Source organism: Allobosea sp. (assembly GCF_036675845.1).
Lineage (GTDB): Bacteria > Pseudomonadota > Alphaproteobacteria > Rhizobiales > Beijerinckiaceae > Allobosea.
The window spans coordinates 116,367-138,375 of record NZ_JAKFED010000052.1; the positions used below are offsets into that span (position 1 = coordinate 116,367).

Here is a 22,009-nt window from a genome sequence, read left to right on the forward strand (position 1 = left end):
TCAGATGCCGAGCGCGCAGCCGTCCTTGCGCGGGTCGGAGCCGCCGGTCAGCGTGCCCTTCTGCCAGTCGATCCAGATCGCCTGGGCGCCGCCCATCGGCGTCTTCGGCGGCTGGACCGTGAAGCCGCGGGCCTGGAGCGCGGCGCCGACGCTTTCGCGCAGGCGCCCTTCGACCTCGACCGTCGCCGTGCCGGGCAGCGGGAACAGGCGCGGCAGGTCGATGGCTTCCTGCAGGTCGAGGCCGTGATCGAACAGCTTTGCCAGGAAATGGGCATGGCCCATCGCCTGGTAGTGCCCGCCCATCACGCCGAAGGGCATCACCACGCGGTCGTTCTGCGCCAGCATCGCCGGGATGATGGTGTGCATCGGGCGCTTGCGCGGCGCGATCGCGTTCGGGTGGCCCTTTTCCAGCACGAAGCCCTGGCCGCGATTCTGGAGGAGCACGCCGGATTTCTTCGTCATCAGCCCGCTGCCATAGGGCGAGAAGAGCGAGTTGATGAAGCTGACGGCGTTGCGGTCCTTGTCGACGACGCAGATGTAGACGGTGTCGCTGTGCTCGGCGCCGGCGGGGATGACCGGCAGCGGATCGCTGGCGCGGGCCGGATCGATCGCCGCGGCGAGCTGGTCGGCGAGTGCGTCCGAGAGCAGCAGCTCGACCGGCACCTTCGCCTGGTCCATGTCGGCGACGAGCCGGTCGCGCGCCGCATAGGCGAGGCGGGTCGCCTCCAGCTCGATGTGCAGGTTCTCGACCGCGAGCGGGCCGCCCTTCGGCTGGAAGCGCTCGAGGATCTTCATGATCATCAGCGCGATGATGCCCTGGCCATTGGGTGGGCACTCATAGACGGTGCGGCCGCGGAAACTGGCGCTGATCGGTGTAACGTATTCGCCCTGCGCGGCGGCGAAATCCTCGCGCGTATGCAGGCCGCCGGCGGCGTTGAGATGCGCGACCATCTCGCTGGCGATCTCGCCGCGATAGAAGGCGTCCGGCCCCTCGCGGCCGATCGCTTCCAGCGTCGCGGCAAGGCCGGGCTGACGCTGGACGGTGCCTGCCTTCGGCGCCTGCCCGCCGACCAGGAAGGTCGCGGCGGCGTTGGCGTCGCGGATCAGCGTGTCGTGCTGGCCGGCAAGGTCATAGGCGACGCGCGGGGTGATGGCGTAACCCTCGCGCGCCAGGGCGATCGCCGGCTGGAAGATCTCCGAGAGAGGCAGCTTGCCATGGTCCCTGACGAGGCGCGCCCAGGCCTCGACCGCGCCGGGCACGGTGACGGCATGCGGTGAATGCCGCTCCAGCGTGGTGATGCCGGCCTTGGCGTACCAGTCGAGCGTCGCCGCCGCCGGGGTCCGGCCCGAGCCGTTATAGGCGAGGATGTCGGTGCCGCCCCCGCGCGAATAGAGCACGAAGCAGTCGCCGCCGATGCCGGTCGAGCCGGCCTCGACGGCGCATTGCACGGCGCAAGCCGCGACCGCCGCATCGATCGCATTGCCGCCGGCGCGCAGGATGTCGAGCGCGGCCAGCGTCGCCGCCGGGTGCGAGGTCGCAGCCATTGCGTTGCGGCTGATGGCGAGGGAACGCCCGGGAAGCTCGAAATCGCGCATGGAGAGAGGCTTTCGTTCAGCGTTGCCGGCGCCGCGGCCGGCGTGGGAGGGGCCGGCGCGGCGAGAGATGCCGCGCCGGGTCGGGGGGCGGAAGGGCGTCAGCCCTTGCGCAGATTGGTGAAGACCGGGACGCCGTTCAGCATGCCGGTCAGGTTCTTGCGGTAGGCGACGGGCTGGAGATATTGCCCGGCGGGGACGTAAGGCACGTCCTGCATCGCCTGGAGCTGAATCTCCTGCGCGATCGCCTTCTGCTGGGCGAGATCGCCGGTCTCGATCCAGCGGGCGCGCAGCGCCTCGATCGCCGGGCTGTCGGGCCAGCCGGGGCTGCCCTTGGCGCCGTTGCCGCGCAAGGGCGAGCTCGTTGCCGGCGAGCCGAGATCGAGCCCGGACCAATAGGTGATGTAGCAGCTCCAGCCGCCCTCCTCGACCGGGCTGCGCTTGCCGATGCGCTGCAGCACCGTGCCCCAGTCGGACGCGACGAAGTCGACATTCGCGCCGATCTTCCGCAGCGCGTCGGCCGCCACCTCGGCGGCGAGCGCGATGCGCGGCACGTCCTGCCCGGCGAGCAGGACGACGCGCTCGCCCTTGTAGCCGGCGGCTTCGAGCTCCTGCTTGAGCTTGCCGAAATCCTTGGGCGCCTTCAGCGCCTCGATCCCGACCTCGGAGGCCATCGCCGAATTGCGCGGAAAGAAGCCGATGCTGCCGCGCTCGACTTCCGGATCGCCGCCGCAAACGGCGTTCATGCAGTCGTTCTGGTCGATCGCCTTGAGGACGACGCGGCGGATGGCCGGGTTGTTGAACGGCGGCTGCAGATGGTTGAGCCGCAGCTGCCCGGCCATGCCGGTCGCGTCCTTGACCTCGACGACGATGTTCGGGTCCCGGCGCAGCAGCGGCAGGAGGTCGATGAGCGGCTGCTCGACCCAGTCGACGGCGCCGGTCTGCAGGGCGGAGATCGCGGTCGCCGGATCGGGCATGACGTTGAACTCGATTCGGTCGAGGAAGGGCGAGCGCGGCCCGGCGGTGAAGCTCGGCGTGCCGCTCGGGCGCGGCACATAGCCGTCATGGCGCACATAGACATGGCGGGCGCCGGCGATGCGCTCGGCCGTGAGGTAGCGATAGGGGCCGCTGCCGATAGCCTCGGGAATCTGCTTGAACGGGTCGGTCTGCGCCAGCCGCTCGGGCATGATCGCGGCGACGAGCGCGCTCGGGCGGGCGAGCGCGGCCGGCAGCTGCGGAAAGGGCTTGCGCAGGCGGAAGACGATGGTGCGGTCGTCGGGGGCGGAAAGCTCCTCGGTCACCGCCATCAGCGCCTGGCCGAAGGTGTCGCGCACGCCCCAGCGCCGGATCGAGGCGACGGCGTCGCGGGCCAGCACCTTGCTGCCGTCATGGAAGACGAGGCCGGGCCGGAGCGTCAGCGTCCAGCGCCTGCCATCGTCCTCGACGACATGGCCTTCGACCATTTGTGGCTGCGGCTGGAACCGGTCGTCGAGGCCGTAGAGCGTGTCCCAGACGAGGAGGGCGTGGGTGCGGGTCGAGTAGCCGTTGGTCCAGATCGGATCGATGATCGCGACATCGGAATAGGGCACGAAGCGCAGCGTCTTGCTGTCCTGCGCGCGAGCGATCAGCGGGGCGGCCGGCAGGAAGGCGGCGGCGGCCGAGGTCTTCAGAAACTGGCGTCGATCCATGGTGATCCCCTGTTCTGGTCGTGGTCCCGGAATTGCCCCGACGGCGGCCTTCTGCGGGCGGCCCGCCGGTTCGCGATGGTCTCAGCCCGGCCCGGAGGCGGGCATTTGCGCCGGGCGCGGCGGGCGCGGCCCGGTCGCCAGATGCGGAGCGCTGCGCAGGAACTCGGCCAGCCGGGGCGCGGTGCGCATGACGTGCTCGCGCATCACGGTTTCGGCCCGGGCGGCATCGCCACTGCGGATCGCCGCGACGATCTCGTTCTGACGTTGGGTTGCGGTGGTCGGATGGGCGACATGGTGGAGCCAGACCCGCATATAGGGCTCGACGGCGATGTGCAGCGCCGCGATCTGGGCGACGAGCTTCGGGCGCTGGCTGAGGCCGCAGATATAGGCGTGGAAGGCCTGGTGCCGGGCGAGCCAGTCGTCGGCGCCGATCTCGCCGGCCCGCTGCATGCGGGAGAGATGATCGTCGAGCTCGGCCAGCACGGCGGCGTCGATGCGCGGCATGGCGAGGCGGACGGCGAGCCCCTCCAGCACCGAGCGGATCTCGAAGGTCTCGTAGATCTCGTCGATGGTCAGGCCGGCGACGACGCAGCCGCGATTGGGCCGGATCACGACGAGGCCCTCATTGGCGAGGCGCTGGAAGGCCTCGCGCACCGGCATCCGGCTCATCGCCAGTTCCTGCGCGATCGCCTCCGGGATCAGGCGCTCGCCCGGCTGGTAGCGGCCGCCGCGAATCCCGGCGAGGATCGCGAGATAGGCCTCTTCCGGGGCCGTCCCTGCCGCCGGGGTCCGCGTGAAGCCCATTGTGACCGTCCCTTTCGCCGGCGGCTGCCCGCTTCGGGGCGTCGCTGCCGCTCTACTGTATGAGTGTATCCACTCATACAGTTCTGCAAGGTGAAGGGTGCGCTGGTCAAGTGGCGCGCCATGCGAGGCACGTCCATGCCTCAGGAGAGATGACAGCCGCCGTCATTCCGGCCGGGGCGGCGCCGCTTACGCGGCTTGTCCGGAATGATGTGCGCAGGAAGCCGTGCAGATGCGCCTGATGCTCGCGGTTTGGGCGTTCAGCGGATCAGGCGCGGCTCGGCGGCGAGGCCGGCGCAGACCAGCCGCACCAGCGCCTCGATCTGGCGGTCGAGCTCCTGGCGCGGCACGGCGACGAGCTTCTCCTCGAGGCCGATGGCGACGACGCCGTGGACAGCCGAGAACAGCGTCCGCCCGAGCAGGAAGCGCTGCTGGTCGCCTGCCTGCGGCAGGAGATCGGCGAGCGGCGCCATGATGTGACGGAAGAGCTGCATCTGTTCGGCGACCGCCCATTCCGGCACCTCCGAGCCCTCCGCCATGCGGTGCTCGAACAGGGTCCGCCAGAGCCGCGGATTCTCCCGGGCGAAGGCGCAATAGGCAAGGGCGACCGCGACCAGCCGGCCGGCGGCATCCTGCGGCGCGGCGCTGAACGCCGCCTGCGAGGCGCGGTCGAGCGTGACGTCCAGCCTGGCGAGCGTGCGCGAGCCAACGCGCAGGACGAGCTCGTCCATGTCGCGCACGAGGTTGTAGAGCGCGCCGAGCGCGCAGCCGATCTCGCCGGCGAGCTCGCGCGCCTTGAGGCCGGCGAGGCCCTTTTCGGCGATGGCGCGCTCGGCCGCCTCGACCAGTTGCTGGCGCTGCCGGTCGCGGCGCGCGGCGGTCGTCGTCATCCCTCTTTCCTTGCTCTGCGCTTGGTTTGCGTCTGTTGTGAACGTCGTTCAAAATTATGCTTGAACGGTGTTCACGGATCGGCTATCAACATTAGCGTGAACAATGTTCATAGCAGGAGGAGACAGATGCTCAAGATGTTTCTCACCTTCATCCGCGGCGGTGCCGCGATTGCCGAGGAGCGCTTCGCCGATCGCAATGCGCTTCTGATCCTCGACCAGCAGCTGCGCGATGCCGGAGGCGCCTTCGAACGCGCCAAGAAGGCGCTCGCCATTGCCATTGCGCAGGACCAGCAGGAGAGCGCGCGGCTCGTCGCGACCGATGCCCGCATCGCCGATCTCGAACTGCGCGTCAGCGCGGCGCTGGTCGCCGGCGATGACGGGCTCGCCCGCGAGGGCGCCGAGGCGATCGCCGCGCTGGAGGCCGACCGCGACGCGGCGGCGAATGCGCAGGCGCTGTTCGCCGCCGAGATCGTCCGGCTGCGCCGCCATGTCGGCCAGGCTCAGGCGCGCATCGCCGAGCTCGACCGCGGCCGCCGTCTCGCCCGCGCCTCGGAGGCGGTGCGCGACATGCGCCGCGGCCGCATCGAGACCGGCCCGCCGCATGAGGCGACCCTGGCCGAGGCCGAGCAGACGCTGCAGCGGCTGCGCCAGCGCCAGACCGAAGCGGAGGCCGCCGATCTCGCCCTCGACGAACTCGACGGGGCGGCCGCGGCCTCGGTCACCGAAAAGCTCGCCGCCAGGGGCTTTGGCCCGCGGCTCCGGGCGAGCGCCGAGGACGTGCTGGAGCGCCTGCGCGCCCGGCAGGTCCAGGCGAATTGATCTCTCCGGCTTCCAAACGCATCCGACGGGAGAAAAACCATGAACCAGAATGCACAGCCGCATAGCGGCGCCTGGGTGAGCTTCACCTATGCGTCCTTCCTCGGAGCCGCCGCCATGGTCGGCGTCGGCATCCTGTTCCTGCCGCTCGACTGGTGGGCCAAGGGCTATCTCGCCATGGGCGTGACCATGCTGGTCCAGTCCTGCATCACCATGACCAAGACGGTGCGCGACATGCACGAGGCCTCGCGGCTGGTGAACCGGATCGAGGACGCCCGCACCGAGCGCCTGCTGATGGATGTCGGCAAGCCGGCGCCGTGAGGGCCGAAACCGCTTCGCCGCCGTCATTGCGAGCGCAGCGAAGCGATCCAGTCTCGTAAAGCTCTGCCGCCCCTGGATTGCTTCGTCGCTGACGCGCCTCGCAATGACGGCGGTTCCCCGGTTACCTCTGCTTAACCGCGAAACCGCTTCGCCCGCCGCAAGCAAGAATTGCTTTGCCAGGGCGATGCCATCATCCTTCAACTCCTTCGCGAGCCCGCCATGATCGACACCCTGATGCTGAAGCGGCGCTTCGCGCCGCTGTTCTGGGCGCAGTTCTTCTCGGCCTTCAACGACAACTTCCTGAAGAACGCGCTGGTCTTCATCATCCTCTACCGGCTCGCCGGCTCGCATGGCGAGGCGCTGGTGACGCTCGCCGGCGGGCTGTTCATCGCGCCCTTCTTCCTGCTCTCGGGGATCGGCGGGCAGATGGCCGACCGCTTCGACAAGGCGGTGATGGCGCAGCGGCTGAAGCTCGCCGAGATCGGGGCTGCCGGCGTCGCAGTGCTGGGCTTCACCTTGCATTCCGTACCGGTGCTGTTCGTCGCGCTCTTCCTGTTCGGCGTCATCGCGGCGCTGTTCGGGCCGATCAAATACGGCATCCTGCCCGACCATCTGAAGCGCGAGGAACTGCCGGCCGGCAACGCCCTGATCGAGGGCGCGACCTTCATCGCGATCCTGCTCGGCACCATCGCCGGCGGCGTCACGGCGCGCGAGGGCGGCGACGCCGCCTCGCTCAGCCTGCTGATCATGGTTTTCGCCCTGCTCTGCTGGCTCGCCACCCTGTTCATCCCGAAGACCGGCCCGGCCGCGCCGGACCTTTCGATCGACGCCAACATCCTGCGCTCCACGCGCGACCTGCTGAAGGACCTCTGGTCCGATGCCCGCCTCTGGCGCACCGGCGTGATGGTCTCGATCTTCTGGCTGATCGGCGCCGTGGTGATGGCGCTGCTGCCCGCGCTGGTGAAGAACGGCATGGGTGGCAGCGAGCTCGTCGTCTCGACCTATCTTGCGATCTTCGCCATCGCCATCGCGGTCGGCTCCGGCATCGGCTCCTTCCTGGCGAGCGGGCGCATGGTGCTGCTGCCGGTGCCGGTAGCCGGCGTCGTCATGGGGCTGTTTTCGCTCGATCTCGGCTGGGCGATCTCGGGCATCGTCGCGCATCAGCCGGCGCAGGATATCGCCGCCTTCTTCAACGAGGCTTCGGCCTGGCGCGTCGGCATCGATCTTGCCGGCCTCGCCATCGCCGGCGGCGTCTTCATCGTGCCCTCCTTCGCGGCGACGCAGAGCTGGTCCCCGGCCGACAAGCGCGCCCGCATCGTCGCCGCCGTCAACGTGCTCTCGGCCGCCTTCATGGTCGCCGGGGCGGTCGCGGTGGCGCTGCTGCAGGCGGCCGGCTTCACCCTGTCGCATCTCTTCCTGCTGATCGGCGTGCTGACCATCGCCGCCTCGGTCTGGATCTTCAGGACGCTGCCGACCAACCCGCTCAGCGACTTCCTCTCGATCCTGTTCCGCGCCTTCTACCGGGTCGAGGTCACCGGCCGCGAGAACATCGCCAAGGCGGGCGACAACGCGATCGTCGCGCTCAACCATGTCAGCTTCCTCGACGCGGCGCTGGCGCTCTCGATCCTCGACAAGGAGCCGGTCTTCGCCATCGACCACGGCATCGCCCAGCGCTGGTGGGTCAAGCCCTTCCTGAAGCTGACGCGGGCGATGCCGCTCGATCCCGCCCGTCCGCTGGCGACCCGCTCGCTGATCAACGCGGTCAAGGGCGGCGAGAGCCTGGTGATCTTCCCGGAAGGCCGGCTCACCGTGACGGGCAGCCTGATGAAGGTCTATGACGGCGCCGGCATGATCGCCGAGAAGTCCGGCGCCATGGTCGTGCCGGTCCGGATCGAGGGGCTGGAGGCGACGATCTTCTCGCGGCTGACCCGCGAGCAGGTCCGCCGGCGCTGGTTCCCGAAGGTGCGCGTCACCATCCTCGAGCCGGTGACGCTGAGCGTGCCCGAGGAGCTGAAGGGCCGGGCGCGGCGCCAGGCCGCCGGCACGGCGCTCTACCAGATCATGTCGGACCTGATCTTCCGCACCACCGACATCGACCGCAGCGTCTTCGAGGCGGTGGTCGAGGCGGCAAAAGCCTATGGCAAGGGCCGCGTCGCGGTCGAGGACCCGCTCACCGGCACGCTGACCTATAAGCGCCTGCTGATCGGGGCCGAAGTGCTCGGCCGCAAGCTCAGCCCCTTGGCGAAAAAGGGCGAGGCGATCGGCGTGATGCTGCCCAATGCGAACGGCGCGGCGGTGACGATCCTCGGCCTGATCTCGGCGGCGCGCGTGCCGGCGATGATCAACTTTACGGCGGGGGCGACCAATATCGCCGCGGCCTGCACGGCGGCGCAGATCCGCACCATCGTGACCTCGCGCGCCTTCGTCGAGAAGGGCCGGCTCGGGCCGCTGGTCGAGGCGCTCTCCGGCGAGGTCGCCATCGTCTATCTCGAGGACGTCCGCGCCACGGTTACGACGGCCGACAAGCTCACGGGGCTGTGGAACCACGGCAAGGCGATCGAGAAGGCAAGCGGCCAGGACCGCGCCGCGATCCTGTTCACCTCCGGCTCGGAAGGCACGCCCAAGGGCGTCGTGCTCAGCCACGCCAACATGCTGGCCAATGCGGCGCAGGCCGCAGCGCGGATCGATTTCGGCCGGCGCGACAAGGTCTTCAACGTGCTCCCGGTTTTCCACTCCTTCGGCCTGACGGTTGGCCTCGTGCTGCCGCTGGTCTCGGGTGTGCCGGTCTATCTCTATCCCTCGCCGCTGCACTACCGGATGGTGCCGGAGCTGGTCTACGGCTCGAACGCGACCATCCTGTTCGGCACCGACACCTTCCTTGCTGGCTATGCCCGGGCGGCCCATCCTTACGATTTGCGCTCGCTGCGCTACATCCTCGCCGGCGCCGAGCCGGTGAAGGAGGCGACGCGCCGGAGCTATATGGAGAAGTTCGGCCTGCGCATCCTCGAGGGCTATGGCGTCACGGAGACGGCGCCGGTGCTGGCGATCAACACGCCGATGTTCAACCGCTTCGGCACGGTCGGGCGGATCATGCCCGGCATGGAGGCAAGGCTCGAAGCCGTGCCCGGCGTCGAGGAAGGCGGGCGGCTGCATGTGCGCGGCCCCAATATCATGCTCGGCTATCTGCGGGCCGAGAATCCGGGCGTGCTCGAGCCCCCGGCCGAGGGCTGGCACGACACCGGCGACATCGTCACCATCGACAAGGAAGGCTTCATCGCGATCAAGGGCCGGGCCAAGCGCTTCGCCAAGATCGCCGGCGAGATGGTCTCGCTCGCCGCGATCGAGACGATGGCCGCCGAGCTCTGGCCGGATGCGCTCTCGGCCGTCGCCAGCCTGCCCGATGCCCGCAAGGGCGAGCGGCTCGTGCTGGTGACGCAAAAGCAAGGCGCCACCCGCGCCGAGTTCCAGGCCTTCGCCAAGGCCAAGGGAGCCGCCGAGCTGATGGTGCCGGCCGAAGTGATGGTGGTGCCGGCGGTGCCGGTGCTCGGCTCCGGCAAGCTCGACTTCGCCGGGGTGACGCGCCTCGTCCAGGAGCGGGCAGCCAAGGTCGCCGCGGCATGATCGGCTTCTGGCTCAGCGCCCTGACGCGCCCGAAGCTCGACCTGACGCTGGCGACCCATGCCGGGCTGACGACGCGGATCGTCGAGCGGCCGGGCGCCGTGCTGGACGATGCGGCGCTCGCCGCCTTGGTCGAGCAGCTCCGCGCCGTGGCGCGGCGCACGCTGGGCGAGGGCGAATTGAGCTATGGCGTGTTCTCCGGCGAGCGCGAGCGCCTGGCCCAGACCATCGTCACCCTGATCACCGAGAAGGCGACCGGCAGGCCGGTTGCCTTCAACGCGCTGGTGCAGATGGAGACCGTGCTGAACGGCGAGCCCGAGCCGGTGACGCATCTCGGCCTGGTGATGGTCGATCCCGAAGTGCGCGGGCAGGGCCTGTCCTGGGTGCTCTACGGCCTGACCGTGCTGGTGCTGTTCGTCCGCGGCGGCCTGCGACCGCGCTGGATCTCGAACGTCACCCAGGTGCCGGGCGTGGTCGGCATGGTCTGCCAGACCTTTTCCGACGTCTATCCCTCGCCCGATCCGGGCTCGCGCCAGAGCTTCTCGCACCTCTCGCTGGCGCGGCAGATCATGCGCGGCCATCGCCATGTCTTCGGCGTCGGCCCCGAGGCCGGCTTCGACGAGGCGCGCTTCATCATCACCGACGCCTATACCGGCGGCTCCGACGATCTGAAGAAGAGTTTTGACGCCGCGACCCAGCATCGCGAGCCGCGCTACAACGATTTCTGCCGCGAGCAACTGGACTATGGCCGCGGCGACGACGCGCTCCAGATCGGCCGGATGGATCTGGCCGCGGCGCGGCGCTACCTGCTCGGCCAGGTGCCGCGTGCCTCGCTGCCGGCGCTGCTCGGCGCGTCGCTCTTTCTGCTGCTGCAGCGCCTGGTGCTGCCGCTGGTCCATTGGCTCGACGATGGCCGCCGCTTCGGCGCCTTGCGGCCGCGCAATGCAAAGGCGGAACCATGATCGCGGGCTTCGGCTATGAGAGCTTCACCACCCGCAATATCGGCTTCGTCAGCGAGGCCGAGCAGGCGGCCCTGCGCGCCGGATGTGTCTTCGTCTGCGGCGTCGGCGGCATGGGCGGGGCGGCGTTCATGGCGCTGGTCCGGGCCGGCATCGGCCGCTTCGTCATCGCCGATATCGACGTCTTCGAGGTCTCGAACCTGAACCGGCAGGTCTTCGCCAATGCCGGGACGATCGGCCAGCCGAAAGCCGAAGCGGCGGCCGAGGCCGCCCGCGCCATCAACCCCGGGATCGAGATCGAGGTGCTCGGCGCCGAATGGGCCGAGCGGCTGCCGGAGATCGCGGCGCGCTGCAAGGTCCTGGTCAACGGCATGGACGACATCGCCGCCGGCCTGCACCTCTATCGGACGGCTCAGGCGGCAGGGGCGACCGTGATCGACGCCTATATGTCGCCGCTGCCCTCGGTGATCGTGGTCAGGCCGGAGGATCCGCGCCCCGAGGAGCGGCTGCGCTTCCCGACGTTGGGCAAGGACTGGCGGACGATCACCGAGGAGGACAGGCGCGCCGCCATGCTCTGCGAGGTCGAGCATGTCATGCTGCATTCGGGCTCGCGCCATCATGTCGACCTCGCCATTGCCGGCGAGGTCGCGGCCGGAAGGCGCAGCCGGATGTCCTTCGCGCCGATGGTGATCACCACCGGCATGATGATGGCCTATGAGGCGATCGCGCTGACGCTCGGCAAGCGCACCGGCACCGATTGCCGCGGCTGGTTCTTCAACCCGCACCGGCCGGCGATCGAAAAGCCCCTGCCGGCGCCGCTGACGCTGCTGCTGCGGCCTTTCGTGCGCCGGGCCCTGCGCCGGATGGTAGCCGGCTCATGAACCCGGCCCTCGTCGCCGATTCGATCGTCGATCTCTGCGGGGCGCTCGGCCTCGGCGTCGCGATGCTGACCCTGTGCCGGCGCGATCCGCATGGTGCGCTGACGACGCGCTTCCTTGCCGCGCTCGGGCTGGTTGCGGCCGTGCTGCTATTGCGCGGCCTGGGCTGGTGGACCGGCAGCGTGCCGCTGGAGCGCCTGGCGCTCGCCTGCGCCGCGATGTTCCCGCTCGGCGCGCTGATCGTCACCGAAGGCATGCTGCGCCGGCATGCGCCGCGCCGGGCCAAGCTCGCCGTGCTCGGCGGTTCGGGCCTGCTGGCGCTGGCCGCCCTGTTCGGCCTCGCCGAACAGGGGGACACCTATGATCTCGCCTTGGCCGGTTTCCAGCTCGCGACCTTCGCGCTTTGCGGCTTGCTCCTGTTCAGCCGCGATCCGGCCTCGCTGACCGCCGCCGAGAATGCCGGCGTCTGGCGGCTCGGGCTCTGCGCCTTCCTGGTCCTGCCCTTCATGCTCAGCGATTTCCGCAGCCTGGTGCCGCAGATGCCGGTCAGGCTCGGCGGGCTCGGGGCGCTGCTGCTGGTCCATGTCGTGCTCGTCACCGGCGGCGGCGCGCAGACGCGCCGGCAGGGCTTCTGGCTGATGGGGTTGCGCATCGCCGCGGCGCTGGCGCTCGGCTGGGGCGCGGCCCAGCTCGACCCCGATGCCGGCTTTGCCCGTGGCGTGCGGATGTGTGCCGTCGCGCTGGCGGGCGTGCTGGCGATCGGCCTGATGGCGGACGCGCTCGGCGCCGCCTTCGATGCGCGCTCGCCCGGCGTGCTCGCATCGCTCGCGCATTCGGAGGCCGGCAGCCGCGAGGCGCTGATCGCGAAGCTCTCGGCGCATCCGCTGTTCCAGGGCGCCAAACGCCTGCGCGAGGCGGAGCTCGGCGATTACGACCCGCTTATCCTGCGCGAGGCGCTGCGTGACGTCGCGGTGCTGCGGGCCGCCGACCGGCCCTGGCAGCGCCCGCTGGAGGATGGCGGGACCGAGCGGTTGCAGGCGCTGCTCGCAGCGAACTCCGCCAGCCATTTGCTGGTCGTGGCGCATGAGCCGCTCGACCTGCTGCTGGTCACCGTGCCGCTGGTCTCGGCCGACCCGGCGACCGAGACGGCGCTGGCGCTGGTCCGCCGCTTGCTGGCGAGCGCGCCGATGGAGACGGCATGATCGAGATCGTCAGCAACGACCGCAGGAGCGCCTTCGCCGTCACCGCCAACGCCTATCCAGGCGACAGCCGATACGTGCTGCCGATGTGGTCGGATTTCGACCGCATGCTCGATCCGGCGAAGAACCCGCTGGTCAGGAACGGGCATGGCCGCTTTGAATTGTTCACGGCGCTCAGGGACGGCAGGCCGCTCGGGCGCATCGTCGCCGCGATCCACGATGCCTCGAACGCCCGCCATGGCACGGCCCGCGCACAGTTCGGCTATTTCGATTGCGCCGACGATCCGGAGATCGCCGCGGCTCTCCTGGCCGCGGCCGAAGGCTGGGCGCGTGAGCGCGGCATGGGAGAGATCGCGGGCAACTTCAATCTCACCGCCATGCAGCAGGTCGGCGTCGTCACCGGCGGCTTCGAGGGCGCGCCCTATACCGACATGGTCTGGAGCCCGCCGCATATCGCGCGCCTGCTCGAGGCCAGTGGCTACGCCCCGACCTTCCCGATGACGACCTTCGAGATCGCGCTGTCGGAGATCGACCCGGCGCTGCTGCTGGGCGAAAAGCAGCAGGCGATCCTCGCCGATCCCGATTATCGCTGGATGCCGATCGACCGCCGGCATTTTCCCCAGCGTCTGGAGGAATCGCGGCTGATCCTCAATGACGGCTTCGACGGCAATCCGATGTTCGTTCCGCCGACGGCGGAGGAATACCGCTTCCAGGCCGGCGACATGATGTGGGTGATCGACAGCCGCATCTCGACCGTGGTGCATCACAAGGGCGAGCCCGTCGGCGCGATCATCGCGATCCCCGACCTCAACCCGCTGGTCAAGGCAGTCGGCGGGCGGATCGGGCCGAGCTTCCCCTTCCGCTTCCTCTGGCACCGCTGGAGCAACCGCCGCGCCGTCATCGTCTACCAGTCGGTCGCCCGCGCCTTCCATAATCGCGGCCTCAACGGCGCCATGCTCCACAAGGTCGCGAGCGCGCTGAAGGCAGCCGGCTACACGACGCTCGGCGGCACCTGGATCGCCGACGTCAACGGGCCGAGCCTGCGGCAGGCGCAGAAGGCCGGGGCGAAGCCGCTGCACCGGCTGCACCTGTTCGCAAAATCGCTGCGGGACTGAAGGCGCCATGCTTGACCGCACCTTGCTCGAAAGCCTCGTTGCCGAAGCCCGGCTGGCGCCGAGCGTCCACAATATCCAGCCGACGCGCTGGCGGCCTGACGGCGCCGGCCTGCTGGTGCTGGAGGACATGGCGCGCCGTCTGCCGGCGGCCGATCCTAACGGCCATGACGTGCGGCTCTCGCATGGCGCCGCCATCGAGGGATTTGGGCTGGCGCTGGCCGGCCGTGGCCTGCGCATCGCCGCGGTGGCGATGCTGGACGGATTGCCGGAGGAAGCGGGCCTGCGCCCGGTGGCGCGGTTGACCGTTGCGGCCGGTGCCTCAGGCGACCCTCTGGCCGCGGCGGTCGAGCCGCGCAGCAGTTGGCGCGGCCGGTTCCGGCCCATCGACGCGGCAGCGCAGGAGGCACTTGCCCGGTTGAGCGAGTCGACCGACGACCTGCTCCTCATCCGCGAGCCGGAAGCGGTTGCGCCCATCGCGGCGCTCGCCGACCGGGCCGGCTTCCACTTCCTGCGCGAGGACGATCACCGGCGCGAGCTGCTGCATTGGCTGCGGCTCTCGCGCTCGCATCCCGACTACGGCCGCGACGGGCTGAATGCGCAGGCGATGGCGCTCGGGCGGGTCGAGGCGCTCGCCGCCGGGCTGGTGCTGGGCCGGCTCTTCCCGCTGCTCGACCGGCTGGGCCTGGCGGCGGCGTTGACGGCCGAGCGCGGCAAGACCGGCTCGGGCGCGATCGGCCTGTTCCACCGGCCTGCCGGGGAGGACGCGCTGATCACCGGCCGGGCCTTCTACCGCGCCTGGCTCGCGATCGCGGCGGCGGGGCTCGCGGCCTGCCCGATCTCGGTGCTGGCGGACTGGCCGGAAAGCAATCGGGCGCTGGTCGGCGCGCACCCGCTGCCCGCCGGCCGGCGGCTGGTCAACGTCTTCCGTCTCGGCATCCCGATCTCGGCAGCCGCCGGACAGCGGGCGCGGCTCCCGGTCGGCGAGCTGATCGTCTGATACCAACGGCCTTCCGGGTTGACCGGTGCGGTACCCTCTCCGTCATTGCGAGCGGAGCGAAGCAATCCAGGGCTCGCTCGACGTCCTGGATTGCTTCGTCGCTTCGCTCCTCGCAATGACGGCCAAGCCCTCGCAGGCGGCAAATTCAACCGCGCAGCGCCTTGTTGTAGCATCGGATTCAACCGAAAACCGGATTCCACTTTTCGGTCCGATGCCCTAATAATGCGCGCGATAGCGCATCAGGGCCGCTGACAGATGGCTGCGCATGGCATCGCGCGCGGCCGCGACGTCGCGGCTGGCGATCGCATCGACCACGCGTCCATGCTCGGCCTGAAGCTCGGCGTGATATTGCTGGTCGGAAAGGCGGTCGTCGCGCAAGGCCCCGAAGCGCTCGCGCGGGATGATCACCGGGCCGATGAAGGCGAGGAACTTCTCGAAATAGGGGTTGCTCGTGGCGCGCGCGATGGCGACGTGGAGTTCGAAATCGGCCCGGCCGCGGTCGCCGGTCGCGGTGCGCAACTCCTTGTCGATATCGCGCAGCCGCGCCTTGATCGTCCGCAGCGCCGCGGCCGAATGCCGCTCCGCTGCCAGGCCGGCCCCCTCGACCTCGACGCTCAGGCGCAATTCGAGGATCTGGAGGATGTCGGTCAGCCTGCCGTCGGCGTCCGAGACCAGCGCGAAGGGCAAGCGCCGCATCCCGCTGCTGACGAAGACGCCGACGCCCTGGCGCGATTCGAGCAGGCCCTCGGCCCGCATCGAGGCGATGGCTTCGCGCACCACGGTGCGGCTGACGCCGTATTCGCTGCACAACTCGGCCTCGGTCGGGATCTTCTCGCCCGGCGGATAGGCATGGGTGGTGATCTTGCGCGCCAGTTGCCGGGCGAGCTGCGTCGACAGGCGTTCCCTCTTGCCCAACATGGACAGGCCCCGATCTGTAGTCAGCCGCATCCCGGCAGAATGGCGTGCAGCCAGAGCAACGGCCCCGCACCATTCGTATGACATCCTATCAATAAGCGAGCGGCGGACGGCTTGCAAAGCTGGCAGAAAGTCGATGGAGCGCGCCTTCGCGGTCCGTTGACATGTATGACAACCGACGACAGACTAGGTCAAATCGGGCGATCGAAATGCATCGCCGCCGCGTCGCGCGCCACCCTGGAGCGTGGCGGGCTTTTGCCGGTCACGAAGCAGACGAGGGGATTCTCATGTCGTTCATCAAGACGCTTTTCGCCACCGCCGCCTTTACCGCCGCCGCCGGCCTCGCGCAGGCGCAGACGAGCTGGACGATGGCCTCCGGCTATCCGGAGAGCAGCTTCTTCACCCAGAACATCCGGCAGCTCATCAAGGAGGTCGAGGAAAAGAGCGGCGGCAAGCTGAAGATCGACCTGCGCTCCAGCGACAGCCTGATCAAGCTCGACGCGGTCAAGCGCGCGGTGCAGTCGGGCCAGGTGCAGATCGGCGAGATCCGCCTCGGCGTCTACGGCAACGAAGCGGCGATGTATAATCTCGACAACATCCCCGGCGTCGCGACCGACTACGACAAGGCGACGCTGCTCACCAACGCGCAGCGCCCGTTCTTCGAGGAGATGTTCAAGAAGAACGGCATGCGCGTGCTGAGCTATGTCGCCTGGCCGGGGCAGGGCTTCTACACCAAGGAGCCGGTGACCTCGCTGGCCGATCTGAAGGGCCAGAAGCTCCGCATCTATTCGAAGCAGACCCAGATCCTCGGCGAGAAGCTCGGCATGGAGGCGCTGATCATGCCCTTCGCCGAAGTGCCGCAGGCCTTCTCCACCGGCATGATCCAGGCGCTCTGGACCAGCGCCCAGACCGGTACCGACGTGCAGATCTGGGACTATGTCAAGCACTTCACCTATACCGGCACGATGCACAACAAGAACGCGATCATCGTCAACGAGAAGGCGTTCCGCGCGCTCGATCCGGCGACGCAGAAGGTCGTGATCGAGGCCGGCGCGCGCGCCACCGAACGCGGCTGGGAGCTCAGCAAGAAGGCGAGCGCCGAGCGCGAGCAGGTGCTGAAGGACCATGGCGTCACCATCGCCCAGGCGCCCAAGGAGGTGCTCGACCGGATCGAGGTGATCGGCAAGGAGATGGTCGCCGAGTGGCTCGCCTCCGCCAACGCCGCCGAGAAGGCGGTCTACGAGGCCTATCAGAAGAGCATGAAGTAAGCCGCGGAACCCGCCGGCATTTTCACAGGATCGGGGTTTTCCGTGCTCAGAGCGTTTCTCGACAAGCTCTATCTCAGCTGCGGCTACATCGCCGCAGCCTTCATGCTCGGCATCGCGCTGACGATCATCGCCCAGATGGTGGCGCGGCTGCGCGGCGTCACGCTCGATGCGACGGAAGCCGCCGGCATGTGCCTGGCGGCCTCCACCTTCTTCGGGCTGGCGCATACCTTCCGCGCCGGCTCGCATGTCCGCATCAACCTGATCGTCGACCGGCTGCCGCAGGGCCTGCGGCGGCCGGTCGAGCTGTTCAACTGCCTGCTCGGCACGGTCGTGGTCGGCTATCTCGCCTGGCATGTCGGCGAGCTCGCGCTGCAATCGCACGCGTTCAACGATGTCAGCCCCGGCCTGCTCGCCATGCCGTTCTGGATTCCGCAGGCCGGCGTCACCGTCGGCATCGCGGTGCTGGCCATCGCCTTCGTCGACGAGCTGGTGTGGCTGCTGCAGGGCGGCCTGCCGCGATACGAGGCGCCGGACGAGATCGCCCTCGACAAGCCGGTCGCCTGAGGAGGGCATGATGGATCCGATCGTCCTTGCCTCCCTGGTCCTTGCCGGCCTCTTGCTGCTGCTGCTCGCCAGCGGCGTCTGGATCGCGCTGTCGCTGCTGACCGTCGGCATGGTCATGATGGGCCTGTTCACCTCGGCGCCGATGGGCTCGCTGATCGCCTCGACGCTGTGGGATTCGAGCTGGGGCTGGGCCCTGACCTCGCTGCCGCTGTTCATCTGGATGGGCGAGATCCTGTTCCGCTCGAACCTGTCCGCCGACATGTTCCAGGGGTTGGCGCCCTGGGTGTCGCGCCTGCCGGGGCGGCTCCTGCACGTCAACGTGCTGGGCTGCGGCATCATGGCCGCCGTCGCAGGCTCCTCGGCCGTCACCTGCGCCACCATCGGGCGGATGAGCGTGCCGGAGCTGCAGCGCCGGAACTACCCGCTCAACATGACGATCGGCACGCTGGCGGGCTCGGGCACGCTCGGCCTGCTGATCCCGCCCTCGATCATCATGATCGTCTACGGCGTCACCGCCGAGGTCTCGATCGCCAGGCTGTTCATCGCCGGCGTGCTGCCCGGCCTGCTGCTGATGGCCCTGTTCATGGGCTACACCGCGATCTGGAGCCTGCTCAATCCGGGCAAGATGCCGCCGGCCGAGCCGGCGGTGCCCTTCCTCGAGAAGATCTACCTGTCGCGGCGGCTGATCCCGGTGGCGCTGCTGATCGGCGTGGTCGTCGGCTCGATCTATGGCGGCATCGCGACGCCGACGGAAGCGGCGACGATCGGCGTGATCGGCGCCCTGATCCTGGCGGCTCTCGGCGGCGGCCTCAGCCGGCAGAGCTTCATGGAAGGTGTGATGTCGGCGATGCGCACCTCGTGCATGATCTCCTTCATCATCGCCTGCGCCGCCTGCCTGACCATCGCCGTCGCCTTCGTCGACATCCCGCGTTCGCTGGCGGGCTGGGTCGATGCGATGCAGCTCTCGCCCTATGCGCTGCTCGCGGTGCTGGCGATCTTCATGCTGATCCTGGGCTGCTTCCTGGAGGGCATCTCGATCATCGTGCTGACCTCGTCGGTGATGCTGCCGATGGTCCAGGCCGCCGGCGTCGACCTGCTCTGGTTCGGCATCTTCGTCGTGGTGCTGATCGAGGCGGCGCAGATCACGCCGCCGGTCGGCTTCAACCTGTTCGTCCTGCAAAGCATCACCGGCAAGGACATCCTGACGGTGACGCGCGCGGCGATCCCGTATTTCTTCATCCTGATGCTGCTTCTGGTGCTGCTCACGATCTTCCCGCAGATCGTCACCGTGCTGCCGAAGATGATGCAGGGCTAGAGCACGCGGCAGGCCGGCGCGATATTCCAACGCCGCCGACCTGCCCGCCACGCGATTGACGGGCCGTCGCGCGCCGTCATATGTTGTCATACAACTAAGCGCTTCGCGGGCTGCGCGCGTCGCCATGCCGGCGCAGAGGAATGGTGGGAAACTGAGATGACGGCTCTTCGCAATCCCCTGAAGGCGAACCTGGCGGAAGGCAGGCTGCAGACCGGCCTGTGGTGCTCGCTCGGCAGCGCCATGGTCACCGAGGTGCTGGCCGGCGCCGGCTATGACTGGCTGCTGGTCGATGGCGAGCACAGCCCCAACGACCTGCTGACGATCCTCGCCCAGCATCGCGCGGCTTCCGCCTACGAGACCGAGATCGTGGTCCGGATGCGCAGCCATGACCCGGACGCCGTGAAGCAGTTCATGGATTCCGGCATCCGCTCCTTCCTGTTCCCCTTCGTGCAGACGCCCGAGCAGGCGCGGGAGCTGGTCCGGGCGACGCGCTACCCGCCGCATGGCATTCGCGGCTATTCGGTGTCGCAGCGCGCCAACCGCTATGGCCGGGTCAAGGACTACCACCCGGCCGCCCATCAGGAATGCTTCATCGCAGTCCAGATCGAATCCGGCGAGGCGGCGAAGGCGGCCGCGGAGATCGCCGCGGTCGAAGGCGTCGATGCGGTGTTCATCGGCCCGAGCGATCTTTCGGCCGATCTCGGCTCGATGGGCAATCCGCACAGCGACCACGTCCAGGCGACGATCCGCTCGGTGCTGGAACTCGGCCGCGACGGGCGCGCCGTCACCGGCGTGCTGGCGCCGCTCGACGACGACGCCCGGCGCTATATCGACTGGGGCGCCCGCTTCGTCGCCGTCGGCAGCGATCTCGGCCTGCTGACCAAGCATGGCGATGCGCTGGCCGCCCGTTTCCGCGCCCTCGACCCCGCGCGCCCGGCCACCGCCTGACACGCCCATCGACATTCCGGAGAGCAAGATCATGAGTCATGGCGGACAGCAGGTCCGGGTCGGCGTCGACATCGGCGGGACCTTCACCGACATCGTGGTGGAGGTCGGCGCCAGCCTGCATTCGACCAAGGTGCTGACCAACTACGCCAATCCCGAGCAGGCGATCATCGACGGTACCCTGCAGGCGGCGAAGCTCGCCGGAATCGGCCTGGGCGAGATCGACATCGTCATCCATGGCACGACGCTGGCGACCAATGCGCTGATCGAGCGCAAGGGCGCGCGCACCGCCTTCATCACCACCAAGGGCTTCCGCGACGTCATCGAGATGCGCACCGAGAGCCGCTTCGAGCAATACGATCTCGACATCGTGCTGCCGCCGCCGCTGGTCGAGCGCAGCCATCGCCATGTGCTCGACGAGCGCATCGGCGCCGATGGCAGCGTCCACAAGGCGCCGGACCGGGCCGAGATCGAGGCGCTGGCCGATGGAATCGTCGCCGGCGGCTATGACAGCGTCGCGATCGGCTTCATCCATTCCTATCTCAACGGCGCGCATGAGCAGGCGATGCGCGACGCCCTGCTCGCCCGCGCGCCGGGCCTGGCGATCTCGATCTCGTCCGAGGTCTCGCCGCAGATGCGCGAATTCCAGCGCTTCAACACGGTCTGCGCCAACGCCTATGTGAAGCCGCTGATGGCCTCCTATCTCAACCGGTTGGTCGACCGGCTGCGGCAGGCGGGCGCCTCCTGCCCGGTCTTCATGATGCATTCCGGCGGCGGCATCATCAGCATCGAGAGCGCCGCCGAGTTCCCGGTGCGGCTGCTCGAATCCGGGCCGGCCGGCGGGGCGATCTTCGCCGCCCATATCGCCGCCGGGCACGGGCTCGACCAGGTCCTGTCCTATGACATGGGCGGCACCACGGCGAAGATCTGCCTGATCGAGAAGCAGGTGCCGAAGACCGCCAAGACCTTCGAGGTCGCCCGCACCTATCGCTTCAAGAAGGGCAGCGGCATGCCGATCTCGATCCCGGTGATCGAGATGGTCGAGATCGGCGCCGGCGGCGGCTCGATCGCCACCGTCGATTCGATGCGCCAGATCCGCGTCGGCCCGCACAGCGCCGGCTCCGAGCCCGGCCCGGCCTGCTATCAGCGCGGCGGCGACAAGCCCACCGTGACCGATGCCGACCTCGTGCTCGGCAAGCTCGACGCCGACGATTTCGCCGGCGGCAGCATCAGGCTCTCGGCCGACGCCTCCCGGCAGGCGCTACGCCGCGACATCGGCGAGAAGCTCGGCGTCGACGAGGCGACCGCCTCCTTCGGCCTCTGCGAGATCGTCGACGAGAACATGACCAATGCCGCCCGCATGCATGCCGTCGAAAGCGGCAAGGAACTCTCCGGCTTCACCATGATCGCCTTCGGCGGCGCCGCCCCGCTGCACGCCGCGCGGCTCTGCGACAAGCTCGGCATCGACAAGCTCCTGGTGCCGCCCGGCGCCGGCGTCGGCTCGGCGATCGGCTTCCTGCGCGCGCCCTTCGGCTTCGAATCGGTGCGCAGCGCCTATCTCCGGCTCAGCCGCTTCGATGCGGAGCGCGTCAACCAGGTGCTGAAGGAGCTGGCGGAGGAGGCGACCGCCTTCGTCCATGCCGGGGCGCCGGGCATCGAGCCCGAGCTCGAATGCGTCGCCTATATGCGCTATGTCGGCCAGGGCTGGGAGATCCCCGTCACGGTCGCGATCCGCGACTATGGGGCGGGCGACGGCGCCCATTTCAGGAAGCTGTTCGACGAGGCCTATCAGGACCTGTTCGACCGGCTGATCGACGGGCTCGACATCGAGATCGTCAGCTGGTCGCTGCGCGCCAGCTCGCCGACGCCGCCGGTGCCGGCGATCGCGGGCGTCCCCTCGGGTCGCAGCGTCGCCGGCAACGGCACGCGGCAGCTCTTCGACGCCGCGGCGGACGGCTTCGTTTCGGCCGCGATCGTGGCGCGCGACGGGCTGCGCCCCGGCGACAAGGTGCCGGGCCCCGCCATCGTCACCGAGCGCGAGACTACGACCATCGTCACGGCCGGGCGCGAGGCGGTGATGCAGGCCGATGGCTGCCTGCTGCTCAGCCTCAAGACCGCCTGACCGAG

The 22,009-nt window shown here is 69.1% G+C and carries 18 protein-coding genes; 13 read left to right on the forward strand and 5 right to left on the reverse strand.

The genetic code is table 11. The annotated features are described in order from the left end of the window. From ggt to V6M56_RS05700, 4 genes are all read right to left on the reverse strand, one after another. Positions 1 to 1,596, reverse strand: coding sequence for a gamma-glutamyltransferase (gene ggt, locus V6M56_RS05685; RefSeq protein WP_332681994.1), 1,596 nt, complete (start codon positions 1,594 to 1,596; stop codon positions 1 to 3). A gap of 98 nt (positions 1,597 to 1,694) precedes the next feature. Continuing rightward, the gene (locus tag V6M56_RS05690; RefSeq protein WP_332681996.1) at positions 1,695 to 3,281 is read right to left on the reverse strand and encodes an ABC transporter substrate-binding protein; all 1,587 of its coding nucleotides are present in this window, start codon (positions 3,279 to 3,281) and stop codon (positions 1,695 to 1,697) included. A gap of 81 nt (positions 3,282 to 3,362) precedes the next feature. Further along, positions 3,363 to 4,085: a GntR family transcriptional regulator gene (locus V6M56_RS05695; protein ID WP_332681998.1), complete on the reverse strand. Its 723-nt coding sequence runs from the start codon at positions 4,083 to 4,085 to the stop codon at positions 3,363 to 3,365. 257 nt (positions 4,086 to 4,342) lie between these two features. After that, on the reverse strand, positions 4,343 to 4,972 hold the full coding sequence (locus V6M56_RS05700; protein WP_332682000.1) for a TetR/AcrR family transcriptional regulator: 630 nt from the start codon (positions 4,970 to 4,972) through the stop codon (positions 4,343 to 4,345). A 126-nt stretch (positions 4,973 to 5,098) separates the two neighbouring features. On the opposite strand from V6M56_RS05700, the gene V6M56_RS05705 reads away from it, so the two are divergent. The 8 genes from V6M56_RS05705 (at position 5,099) to V6M56_RS05740 (ending at position 14,875) form a co-directional block, all read left to right on the forward strand. Beyond that, entirely contained in the window at positions 5,099 to 5,791 is a 693-nt protein-coding gene (locus V6M56_RS05705; protein WP_332682002.1) for a PspA/IM30 family protein, read from the forward strand. Positions 5,792 to 5,830: 39 nt separating this feature from the next. Then, entirely contained in the window at positions 5,831 to 6,109 is a 279-nt protein-coding gene (locus V6M56_RS05710) for a YiaA/YiaB family inner membrane protein (RefSeq protein WP_332682004.1), read from the forward strand. A gap of 219 nt (positions 6,110 to 6,328) precedes the next feature. Next, entirely contained in the window at positions 6,329 to 9,730 is a 3,402-nt protein-coding gene (locus tag V6M56_RS05715) for an acyl-[ACP]--phospholipid O-acyltransferase (protein WP_332682006.1), read from the forward strand. Continuing rightward, on the forward strand, positions 9,727 to 10,689 hold the full coding sequence (locus tag V6M56_RS05720; protein ID WP_332682007.1) for a hypothetical protein: 963 nt from the start codon (positions 9,727 to 9,729) through the stop codon (positions 10,687 to 10,689). The genes V6M56_RS05715 and V6M56_RS05720 overlap by 4 nt, the downstream gene beginning before the upstream one ends. After that, on the forward strand, positions 10,686 to 11,567 hold the full coding sequence (locus V6M56_RS05725; RefSeq protein ID WP_332682009.1) for a HesA/MoeB/ThiF family protein: 882 nt from the start codon (positions 10,686 to 10,688) through the stop codon (positions 11,565 to 11,567). The genes V6M56_RS05720 and V6M56_RS05725 overlap by 4 nt, the downstream gene beginning before the upstream one ends. Further along, positions 11,564 to 12,766: a hypothetical protein gene (locus V6M56_RS05730; RefSeq protein WP_332682010.1), complete on the forward strand. Its 1,203-nt coding sequence runs from the start codon at positions 11,564 to 11,566 to the stop codon at positions 12,764 to 12,766. The genes V6M56_RS05725 and V6M56_RS05730 overlap by 4 nt, the downstream gene beginning before the upstream one ends. After that, entirely contained in the window at positions 12,763 to 13,878 is a 1,116-nt protein-coding gene (locus V6M56_RS05735; RefSeq protein ID WP_332682012.1) for a GNAT family N-acetyltransferase, read from the forward strand. Before V6M56_RS05730 ends, V6M56_RS05735 begins: the two co-directional genes overlap by 4 nt. A gap of 7 nt (positions 13,879 to 13,885) precedes the next feature. Beyond that, positions 13,886 to 14,875 carry a nitroreductase family protein gene (locus V6M56_RS05740; RefSeq protein ID WP_332682014.1) on the forward strand — a complete coding sequence of 330 codons (990 nt, stop codon included), beginning with the start codon at positions 13,886 to 13,888 and terminating at the stop codon, positions 14,873 to 14,875. 216 nt (positions 14,876 to 15,091) lie between these two features. Here the strand turns inward: V6M56_RS05740 and V6M56_RS05745 are convergent, their stop codons facing one another. Further along, entirely contained in the window at positions 15,092 to 15,793 is a 702-nt protein-coding gene (locus V6M56_RS05745) for a FadR/GntR family transcriptional regulator (protein WP_332682015.1), read from the reverse strand. Between the two features lie 284 nt (positions 15,794 to 16,077). On the opposite strand from V6M56_RS05745, the gene V6M56_RS05750 reads away from it, so the two are divergent. The 5 genes from V6M56_RS05750 (at position 16,078) to V6M56_RS05770 (ending at position 22,004) form a co-directional block, all read left to right on the forward strand. Next, positions 16,078 to 17,058, forward strand: a complete 981-nt coding sequence (locus V6M56_RS05750; protein ID WP_332682017.1) for a TRAP transporter substrate-binding protein — start codon at positions 16,078 to 16,080, stop codon at positions 17,056 to 17,058. Between the two features lie 42 nt (positions 17,059 to 17,100). Then, positions 17,101 to 17,622 carry a TRAP transporter small permease gene (locus V6M56_RS05755; protein WP_332682018.1) on the forward strand — a complete coding sequence of 174 codons (522 nt, stop codon included), beginning with the start codon at positions 17,101 to 17,103 and terminating at the stop codon, positions 17,620 to 17,622. Between the two features lie 10 nt (positions 17,623 to 17,632). Continuing rightward, positions 17,633 to 18,937, forward strand: a complete 1,305-nt coding sequence (locus tag V6M56_RS05760; protein WP_332682020.1) for a TRAP transporter large permease — start codon at positions 17,633 to 17,635, stop codon at positions 18,935 to 18,937. A gap of 156 nt (positions 18,938 to 19,093) precedes the next feature. Continuing rightward, positions 19,094 to 19,885 carry an HpcH/HpaI aldolase family protein gene (locus V6M56_RS05765; protein WP_332682022.1) on the forward strand — a complete coding sequence of 264 codons (792 nt, stop codon included), beginning with the start codon at positions 19,094 to 19,096 and terminating at the stop codon, positions 19,883 to 19,885. A 31-nt stretch (positions 19,886 to 19,916) separates the two neighbouring features. Beyond that, positions 19,917 to 22,004: a hydantoinase/oxoprolinase family protein gene (locus V6M56_RS05770; protein WP_332682023.1), complete on the forward strand. Its 2,088-nt coding sequence runs from the start codon at positions 19,917 to 19,919 to the stop codon at positions 22,002 to 22,004. The last annotated feature ends 5 nt before the right edge of the window (positions 22,005 to 22,009 follow it).

Excerpts from the sequence above, each read along its gene's own strand:
- ggt (WP_332681994.1), bottom strand. The coding sequence starts at position 1,596 with ATGCGCGATTTCGAGCTTCCCGGGCGTTCCCTCGCCATCAGCCGCAAC.
- V6M56_RS05695 (WP_332681998.1), bottom strand. The coding sequence starts at position 4,085 with ATGGGCTTCACGCGGACCCCGGCGGCAGGGACGGCCCCGGAAGAGGCC.
- V6M56_RS05690 (WP_332681996.1), bottom strand. The coding sequence starts at position 3,281 with ATGGATCGACGCCAGTTTCTGAAGACCTCGGCCGCCGCCGCCTTCCTG.
- V6M56_RS05730 (WP_332682010.1), top strand. The coding sequence starts at position 11,564 with ATGAACCCGGCCCTCGTCGCCGATTCGATCGTCGATCTCTGCGGGGCG.
- V6M56_RS05760 (WP_332682020.1), top strand. The coding sequence starts at position 17,633 with ATGGATCCGATCGTCCTTGCCTCCCTGGTCCTTGCCGGCCTCTTGCTG.
- V6M56_RS05770 (WP_332682023.1), top strand. The coding sequence starts at position 19,917 with ATGAGTCATGGCGGACAGCAGGTCCGGGTCGGCGTCGACATCGGCGGG.
- V6M56_RS05765 (WP_332682022.1), top strand. The coding sequence starts at position 19,094 with ATGACGGCTCTTCGCAATCCCCTGAAGGCGAACCTGGCGGAAGGCAGG.
- V6M56_RS05745 (WP_332682015.1), bottom strand. The coding sequence starts at position 15,793 with ATGTTGGGCAAGAGGGAACGCCTGTCGACGCAGCTCGCCCGGCAACTG.
- V6M56_RS05750 (WP_332682017.1), top strand. The coding sequence starts at position 16,078 with ATGTCGTTCATCAAGACGCTTTTCGCCACCGCCGCCTTTACCGCCGCC.
- V6M56_RS05710 (WP_332682004.1), top strand. The coding sequence starts at position 5,831 with ATGAACCAGAATGCACAGCCGCATAGCGGCGCCTGGGTGAGCTTCACC.
- V6M56_RS05715 (WP_332682006.1), top strand. The coding sequence starts at position 6,329 with ATGATCGACACCCTGATGCTGAAGCGGCGCTTCGCGCCGCTGTTCTGG.
- V6M56_RS05725 (WP_332682009.1), top strand. The coding sequence starts at position 10,686 with ATGATCGCGGGCTTCGGCTATGAGAGCTTCACCACCCGCAATATCGGC.
- V6M56_RS05740 (WP_332682014.1), top strand. The coding sequence starts at position 13,886 with ATGCTTGACCGCACCTTGCTCGAAAGCCTCGTTGCCGAAGCCCGGCTG.
- V6M56_RS05720 (WP_332682007.1), top strand. The coding sequence starts at position 9,727 with ATGATCGGCTTCTGGCTCAGCGCCCTGACGCGCCCGAAGCTCGACCTG.
- V6M56_RS05700 (WP_332682000.1), bottom strand. The coding sequence starts at position 4,972 with ATGACGACGACCGCCGCGCGCCGCGACCGGCAGCGCCAGCAACTGGTC.
- V6M56_RS05705 (WP_332682002.1), top strand. The coding sequence starts at position 5,099 with ATGCTCAAGATGTTTCTCACCTTCATCCGCGGCGGTGCCGCGATTGCC.
- V6M56_RS05735 (WP_332682012.1), top strand. The coding sequence starts at position 12,763 with ATGATCGAGATCGTCAGCAACGACCGCAGGAGCGCCTTCGCCGTCACC.